Genomic DNA, 6,870 nt, shown 5'->3' on the forward strand with positions numbered 1-6,870 from the left:
AAAGGGCTGGCGCCGGTCAGGTAAAAAAACGCCAGCCGCAGTCAAGGGCGGCCGGCGCAGGGACTTAGTATTTCAGGCCGATGGTCAGCTGCGCTTCGCGGGGCGTGCCCACGGTGGCATGGCCGGTATAGGCACCGTCGTAATAGGTCTTGTTGCTGAGGTTGTTCAGGTTCAGCTGGAAACGATAATGCTTGGTTTCATAACTGAGCATGGCATTGGCCACCGTGTAGGACGGCAGATACAGCGTGTTGGTCTCGTTGGCATAGCGCTTGCCGACATAGGTGGCACCAAGGCCGCCGGTAATCTGGTCGGTCAACTTGTAAGTGGTCCAGATATTGGCGGTAGCGCGCGGGGTGTAGCGCGGCATCTTGCCGGTGGTGCTGTTCTGGCCTGGCGCGGCTTTGTCGATCTTGGAGTCCATGAAGGTGACGCCAGCGAAAATTTCCCAGCGTTCGGTCAGGCGACCATTGCCTTCCACTTCTATCCCGTTGGTGTGACGCTTGCCGGATAGCGTAACCAGCGTGGTGTCGTCAGGGTCGGTATTGCGCTCGTTGGTTTTTTCAATGCGGAACAGTGCCGCACGCAGGCTGGCATCGCCATCCAGCAAGTCCCATTTGGCACCCAGTTCGATATTGCGGTTCTTTTCCGGGTCAACCTTGGCGGTGGCCTTGTCCAGTGCATAGGTTTCGCCAGAGGGGTTGAATGAGGTGCCGTAGCTGAAGTAGTAGGACTGGGCCATGTCCGGCTGCCAGATCAGGCCGCTACGCCAGCTCCACACATTATCCGTGCGCGACAGGTCGTAGGTGTTGCTGCTGTTCACACTGCCGTCGGAATTGAAGCCGCGCACATTGTAATCCCCTTCGAAGCGGTCAAAGCGTGCACCCAGCACGGCTTTCCACTGCCGGGTCAGCTCGATGGTGTCCATGCTGTATAGCGCAATGTCACTGGCCTGGAACTTGGTATTGCTGCTGCGATAGCGGGCAGCGTTATAGGCGGTGGAGGAGACCGGGTTGCCAATGGTGGTGGTGGGCAGGGCATTGAGCAGGGCGTAACGGCTGGTGTCGGACAGCTCGTAAGTCATTTCCAGCCCGGTCAGCAAGGTGTGGCGAATGTCGCCGGTGGCAAAGCGGGTGGTCAGGTCGGTCTGGTTGTTGACAGACTGGTCCACACCGTCGCGCATTGGCTTGCTGCGACGCATCAGGCCGCTGGCGCTGGTGTCGGTACTGGCCAGGCGCGGGGCGGTGGGGCTGACATCACGCCAGAAGCGGTTATAGCGCAACTGGTTGCTCAGCTCGGTGCCATTGCCAAAATCGTGGGTGACTTTGGCAGTGACGATATCGGCACTGGTTTTTTCGTAATCGCTGTCAAAACCGTAGAACTTGCTGCGGTCCACGCTCAGTGGTTCGCGTGTGACCGAGTTGTACGGCACGCCGTAGTCCGGCACATTGTTTTCTTCCTGATGCATATAGGACAGCACCACCGTGGTGGGCTCACCCAGGCCAAAGGCGACGGATGGCGCAATGCCCCAGCGCTCGTTTTTGGCCGCACCGCGGTCGCTGCCGTCGTGCGTATCCATCAGGTTCAGCCGAACCGCAGAGTGATCGCCGGTCATCTGGTTGATGTCGGCGGTCACGCGTTGGTAGTCATTGGTGCCGATGGTGAGGTCACCGTCCAGCTTGCTGCCCAGATAGGGCGTTTTGCTGACCTGGTTGACCACGCCGCCGGTGGAGCCGCGGCCAAACAGCATCGAGCTGGCACCCTTCAGCACTTCCACCTTGTCATCGTTGAAGGCATCACGGTTGTACTGGCCGATGTCACGCATGCCGTCGCGATAGGTGTCGGTGGCGGCGGAGAAGCCGCGAATCACCACCTGGTCGCCACTGCGGCCGCCTTCACCAGCGGCAAAGGTGATGCCCGGCACGTTGCGCAGCGCATCCTTGAGCGTGGCCACGCCCTGGTCCTGCATCAGTTGCTGGTTGACCACGGTGATGGATTGCGGAATGTCACGCAGCTGCTGCTTGGTTTTGCCAATGCTGGTGGTTTCCGTCTTGTAGGTGTCGCGTAGCGGGGCCTCGCCCTCCACGGTAACCGTCTCCAGGGTCTGGCCGGTTTCTGCTGCCAGTGCCAGGCTGGGGCTCAGCGCCACGGCCAGCATGCCAACGGCCATGCGCGCCGGTAGTTTGCGCTGCGCAAGGTGGGGCGATTGTTGCAAGCTTTGTTTCATTTAATCCTCTTTTATTGTGTGCCTATCACAGAAAGCAAAGTCCTGGCCTGTGCATGGGCGTGACGCAGCCGTTCCCGCATGCTGTGTGGGCAGCATGGGTTGCAGCAAACCAGGGCAGGGGAGAGTAACAATCGGCCAGTCACCCCCGTGACGGACCGATTGTCAGAACAACGGGGTGTGGCGCTTAGGGTGCTTCGGTGACAAAGCCGATGCGGCTGACGCCGCTTTGCTGGGCCGCGGCCAGCGTGGTGGCCACCAGCTCATAGCGCACGCTCTTGTCGGCGCGCAGGTTCAGTTCCACCTTGGGGTTGGCCTGCACGGCAGCGGTAAAGCGGGCGGCCAAGGCACCCTGGCTGACCGGCTGGTCATTCCAGAACAAGGCACCGGCAGCATTGATGGACAGACGGATCTGTTCCGGCTTGTCCTGGTGCTGGGCCGCCGCGGCTTGCGGCAGATCCAGCTTCACCGTGTTGGTCAGCAGCGGTGCGGTGATGATGAATACCACCAGCAGCACCAGCATCACATCCACCAGCGGCGTGGTGTTGATCTCGGCCATGGGGGCGCCGGGCCCCTTGTCGAAACTACCGAATGCCATGGGCAGACTCCGGCTGGGTCAGCAACTGGGCGTGCAGGTCATGGGCAAAGTGATCCAGCAGCTGCGACTGCACGCGCTGGCTGCGGGTGAAGGCGTTATAGGCCAGCACCGCGGGAATGGCGGCGGCCAGACCGGCCGCAGTGGCGATCAGGGCTTCACCGATGGGGCCGGCCACGGTGGCAATGCTCACCTGACCGGCCGTGCCGATATTCACCAGCGCGTGATAAATCCCCCACACCGTGCCAAACAGGCCGATGAACGGTGCAGTGGAGCCAATCGACGCCAGCAGGGTCATGCCGCTTTCCTGCCGGGCGTTTTCCTGGGCCAGTGCCTTGCGGATGGCGCGGGTGACGAATTCATTCAGATCACAAGCCTTGCCCAAAGAGCGCTCGGCATGCTGCTGATGGTGGCGCAAGGCCGCCAGTCCCTGGCGGGTGATGTGTGCAATCGGGGCGTTTGACTCGCCCAGTGCCTGCTCGGCGCTATGCCAGTCCGGCGCATCCCATAGTGCCGTTTCAGCCTGGCGATTGGCCCGGCGCAGGCGATAGGTCTGTACCCCGCGTTGCAGGATCAGCGACCAGGTGGCAATCGACATCAGGATGAGAATCATGAATGTTGTGATCAACACAACATCCCCTTGCTGAAAGACAGTCAGTAGCTTCATGGTTTACGCAGGTTCTTCAGGGAAAATTGAACGGGGACAATAAAGGTATAAGGAATGGCCTCATCACCACGCTTGGCCGGAGTGAACTTCCAGCCGCGTACTGCGGTCAGCGCCGCCCGGTCCAGCCGGGGAAAGCCGCTGGTTTGTTCCAGTTCCACCGCCAGCGGCAGACCCTGGGCGCTGACCTGAACGCGCAGGCGTACGGTGCCGGTTTCTTCCATCTCGATGGAGAGCGGCGGGTAGGTCGGCTTGGGGTTATTCAGGTAGCCACCGCGGTACAAGGGTTCCTGTACTACCGGAGCCGGTGCAGCGGGTGTCGCCACGGCTGGCGCAGCGGCAGGGACTGCCACATGGTTGCTTGTTTCCGCTGGAGATGCCGACGGGCTTGGCGCGACAGAGGAGCGTGCGATGGGGCGGGCTGTCGGCTTGGTGGCGGCAGTGGCAACGGGCCGGGGCGTGGCCGGTTTCGTTAGCGGCGTTGGCTTGCTTTGCTTTGGCGGCCTCGCCGGAGCCGCAGCAGAAGGTGCAGGTGCACTGGGCGCGGCCAGTGTCATGGCTGGCAGGCTGGCCAGCTGGGGCAGGGTCACCGGCGGGGTGGTGGCCAACCAGCTTGCCAACAGCAGCACTGCCAGCCCGTGCAGGCTGCAGCTTCCCAGAAATGCCGCAGAAGGCAGCCTGCTGGCAGTAGAGTGAAGTCGGAGATTCATGGCAAAATGATAATGCAAATTATTATCATTAGCAATTATTAAGATCAGTTGCACCCTCTATTGCAATAAGCCATGTGTGCCAAAGGGTTGTCTTGTAATCGCCCGGAATGGCTGCATATTGCACATTACGCGCCAGTCTGGCGCAGACACATTCAATAGACTGGAACAGAACATGCAGCAGTTTGACGGAACCACCATCGTCTCCGTCCGTCGTGGCGAGCGCGTGGCGCTGGGCGGCGACGGCCAGGTAACCCTGGGCAATATCGTGATCAAGTCCACGGCGCGCAAAATCCGCCGCCTGTATCAGGGCAAGGTGCTGGCAGGCTTTGCAGGCGGCACGGCCGATGCCTTCACCCTGTTCGAGCGTTTCGAGGCCAAGCTGGAAAAACACCAGGGCCATCTGGTGCGTTCGGCGGTGGAGCTGGCCAAGGACTGGCGCACCGACCGCATGCTGCGTCGGCTGGAAGCCATGCTGATCGTGGCTGACAAGGAAGCCACCCTTATCATTACCGGTAACGGTGACGTGCTGGAGCCGGAGCAAGGCATTGCCGCCATTGGCTCGGGCGGGGCGTTTGCCCAGTCTGCCGCGCGCGCACTGTTTGAAAATACCGAACTGGACCCGGCCGTGGTGGTGAAGAAGTCGCTGGAAATCGCCGGCGACATCTGTATCTATACCAACCAGAACCACCTCATCGAAACGCTGGGAGAAGAAGCCCAGCCGGCTGCCGAATAAGCCCAGCCATTCGTCCCCATCGATTCACGGGCCGTTGCGTCGTACACGCGCCGGCCGGGAGTACTGTCATGACCCAGATGACCCCGCAAGAAATCGTTCACGAACTGAACAAGCACATCATCGGCCAGGACGCCGCCAAGCGCGCCGTGGCCATTGCCCTGCGCAACCGCTGGCGCCGCCAGCAAGTGGCCGAGCCGCTGCGCAGCGAAATCACCCCCAAGAACATCCTGATGATCGGCCCCACCGGCGTCGGCAAAACCGAAATCGCCCGCCGTCTGGCCCGTCTGTCTGGCGCGCCCTTCATTAAAGTGGAAGCCACCAAGTTCACCGAGGTCGGCTATGTCGGTCGCGACGTCGACACCATCATCCGCGATCTGGTGGAAGTGGCCATCAAGGAAACCCGCGATGCCGCCATCAAGCGCAATAGGGTACGTGCCGAAGATGCCGCCGAAGACCGCATCCTTGACGTATTGCTGCCGCCGGCACGCAGCGCCACCGGTTTCTTTGGCGAACCGCAGGCGGAAGACAGCAAGCCGGAAGACGGCCACACCCGGCAGAAATTCCGCAAGATGCTGCGCGAAGGCAAGCTGGACGACAAGGAAATCGAAATCGAAGTGGCTGCACCGCAGTCCAGAATGGAAATCTTTGCACCACCGGGCATGGAAGACTTCTCCAGCCAGCTGCAAAGCATGTTCCAGGGCATGAACGCCGGCAAGAAAAAGGCCAGCAAGCTCAAAGTGGCCGAAGCCTTCAAGCTCTTGATCGACGAAGAAGCTGCCAAGCTGGTCAACGAAGACGAGCTCAAGGCCGACGCGCTGAAAAATGTCGAGCAGAACGGCATCGTCTTCCTCGATGAAATCGACAAGGTCACCAGCCGCTCCGAAGGACAAGGCGCGGATGTCTCCCGCGCCGGTGTGCAGCGCGACCTGCTGCCGCTGGTGGAAGGCACCACCGTCTCCACCAAGTACGGCATGGTCAAGACCGACCACATCCTGTTCATCGCCTCTGGCGCCTTCCAGCTGTCCAAGCCGTCCGACCTCATTCCGGAGTTGCAAGGCCGCCTGCCGATTCGCGTCGAACTCTCCTCGCTGTCGGTAGATGACTTCGTGCAAATCCTCACCAGCACCGATGCCTGCCTCACCCGTCAGTACCAGGCACTGCTGGCCACCGAAGGTGTGGAGCTGGAATTCGAAGAATCCGGTATTCGTCGCCTGGCCGAAATCGCCTGGCAGGTGAACGAAAAGACCGAAAACATCGGCGCGCGCCGTCTGTATACGGTAATGGAGAAACTGCTGGAAGAGGTCTCCTACGATGCGCGCAGTGGCAGCTGCAAGATCGACGCCCACTATGTGGATGGCAAGCTGGACATGCTGTCGCAGCGTGAAGATCTGGCCCGCTACGTACTGTAAGCCCCTATCTGCTTCCGCAAACAACAGCGCCCACCGGGCGCTGTTCAGGCTGCTGACAATGTTGTTTGGTGCGCTTGTACTGGACCCGGCAAAGCCGGGCCTTCCGACCAAGCATTTAATTCCGCAGCCTTCCCATCGATTCCCCTTTCCCCCCGCCCTTTCCCTGAAAGGGAGCCTCGCTTTCTATCCAGAAATCGAGAAGGGGTTGCTGTCAGTAAGCAGAAAAATGAAAAATGCGTATAAACAGCGAAATTATTTGCTGATTTGACCATCCTGCACGATTTTCCTGCCGGGAAATCCCGGTAGTCACCAGCAAATGGCGGGGCATCAGCATCGACATTCAATTTGTTTCAGTTTTTATTCTTTTTTGAATCAATGCCTTGCGATGAAATCTGTAAAAACAGCACATATTTTGAAAATAAGGTGTTGACGAGGGTGGGTCAGGGCGGTATAGTTCGCCTCCTCAGCAGACAACGCAGCGACGGAAACGAAACGCAGCGACCTGCACCGCTCTTTAAAAAACAGAATAACCGATAGG

At 60.0% G+C, this 6,870-nt stretch carries 6 protein-coding genes; 2 read left to right on the plus strand and 4 right to left on the minus strand.

Features of this window, described 5'->3' with window-relative positions:
- Positions 1–64: 64 nt before the first annotated feature.
- From DFR38_RS11690 to DFR38_RS21440, 4 genes are all read right to left on the minus strand, one after another.
- Positions 65–2,224 carry a TonB-dependent receptor gene (locus DFR38_RS11690; protein ID WP_059286433.1) on the minus strand — a complete coding sequence of 720 codons (2,160 nt, stop codon included), beginning with the start codon at positions 2,222–2,224 and terminating at the stop codon, positions 65–67.
- Between the two features lie 184 nt (positions 2,225–2,408).
- Positions 2,409–2,819 carry an ExbD/TolR family protein gene (locus DFR38_RS11695; protein ID WP_059286432.1) on the minus strand — a complete coding sequence of 137 codons (411 nt, stop codon included), beginning with the start codon at positions 2,817–2,819 and terminating at the stop codon, positions 2,409–2,411.
- Complete coding sequence (locus tag DFR38_RS11700; RefSeq protein WP_244909900.1) at positions 2,806–3,429, minus strand: MotA/TolQ/ExbB proton channel family protein; 624 nt, start codon at positions 3,427–3,429, stop codon at positions 2,806–2,808. Before DFR38_RS11700 ends, DFR38_RS11695 begins: the two co-directional genes overlap by 14 nt.
- Before the next feature lie 50 nt (positions 3,430–3,479).
- Positions 3,480–3,833, minus strand: coding sequence for an energy transducer TonB (locus DFR38_RS21440; protein ID WP_204377493.1), 354 nt, complete (start codon positions 3,831–3,833; stop codon positions 3,480–3,482).
- Positions 3,834–4,362: 529 nt separating this feature from the next.
- On the opposite strand from DFR38_RS21440, the gene hslV reads away from it, so the two are divergent.
- Together hslV and hslU are read left to right on the plus strand one after the other, a co-directional pair.
- Entirely contained in the window at positions 4,363–4,923 is a 561-nt protein-coding gene (hslV, locus tag DFR38_RS11710; protein ID WP_059286428.1) for an ATP-dependent protease subunit HslV, read from the plus strand.
- A gap of 68 nt (positions 4,924–4,991) precedes the next feature.
- Entirely contained in the window at positions 4,992–6,332 is a 1,341-nt protein-coding gene (gene hslU, locus DFR38_RS11715) for an ATP-dependent protease ATPase subunit HslU (protein WP_110313434.1), read from the plus strand.
- Positions 6,333–6,870: the final 538 nt, after the last annotated feature.

The sequence above is a fragment of the Aquitalea magnusonii genome (assembly GCF_003202035.1).
Taxonomy (GTDB): domain Bacteria; phylum Pseudomonadota; class Gammaproteobacteria; order Burkholderiales; family Chromobacteriaceae; genus Aquitalea; species Aquitalea magnusonii.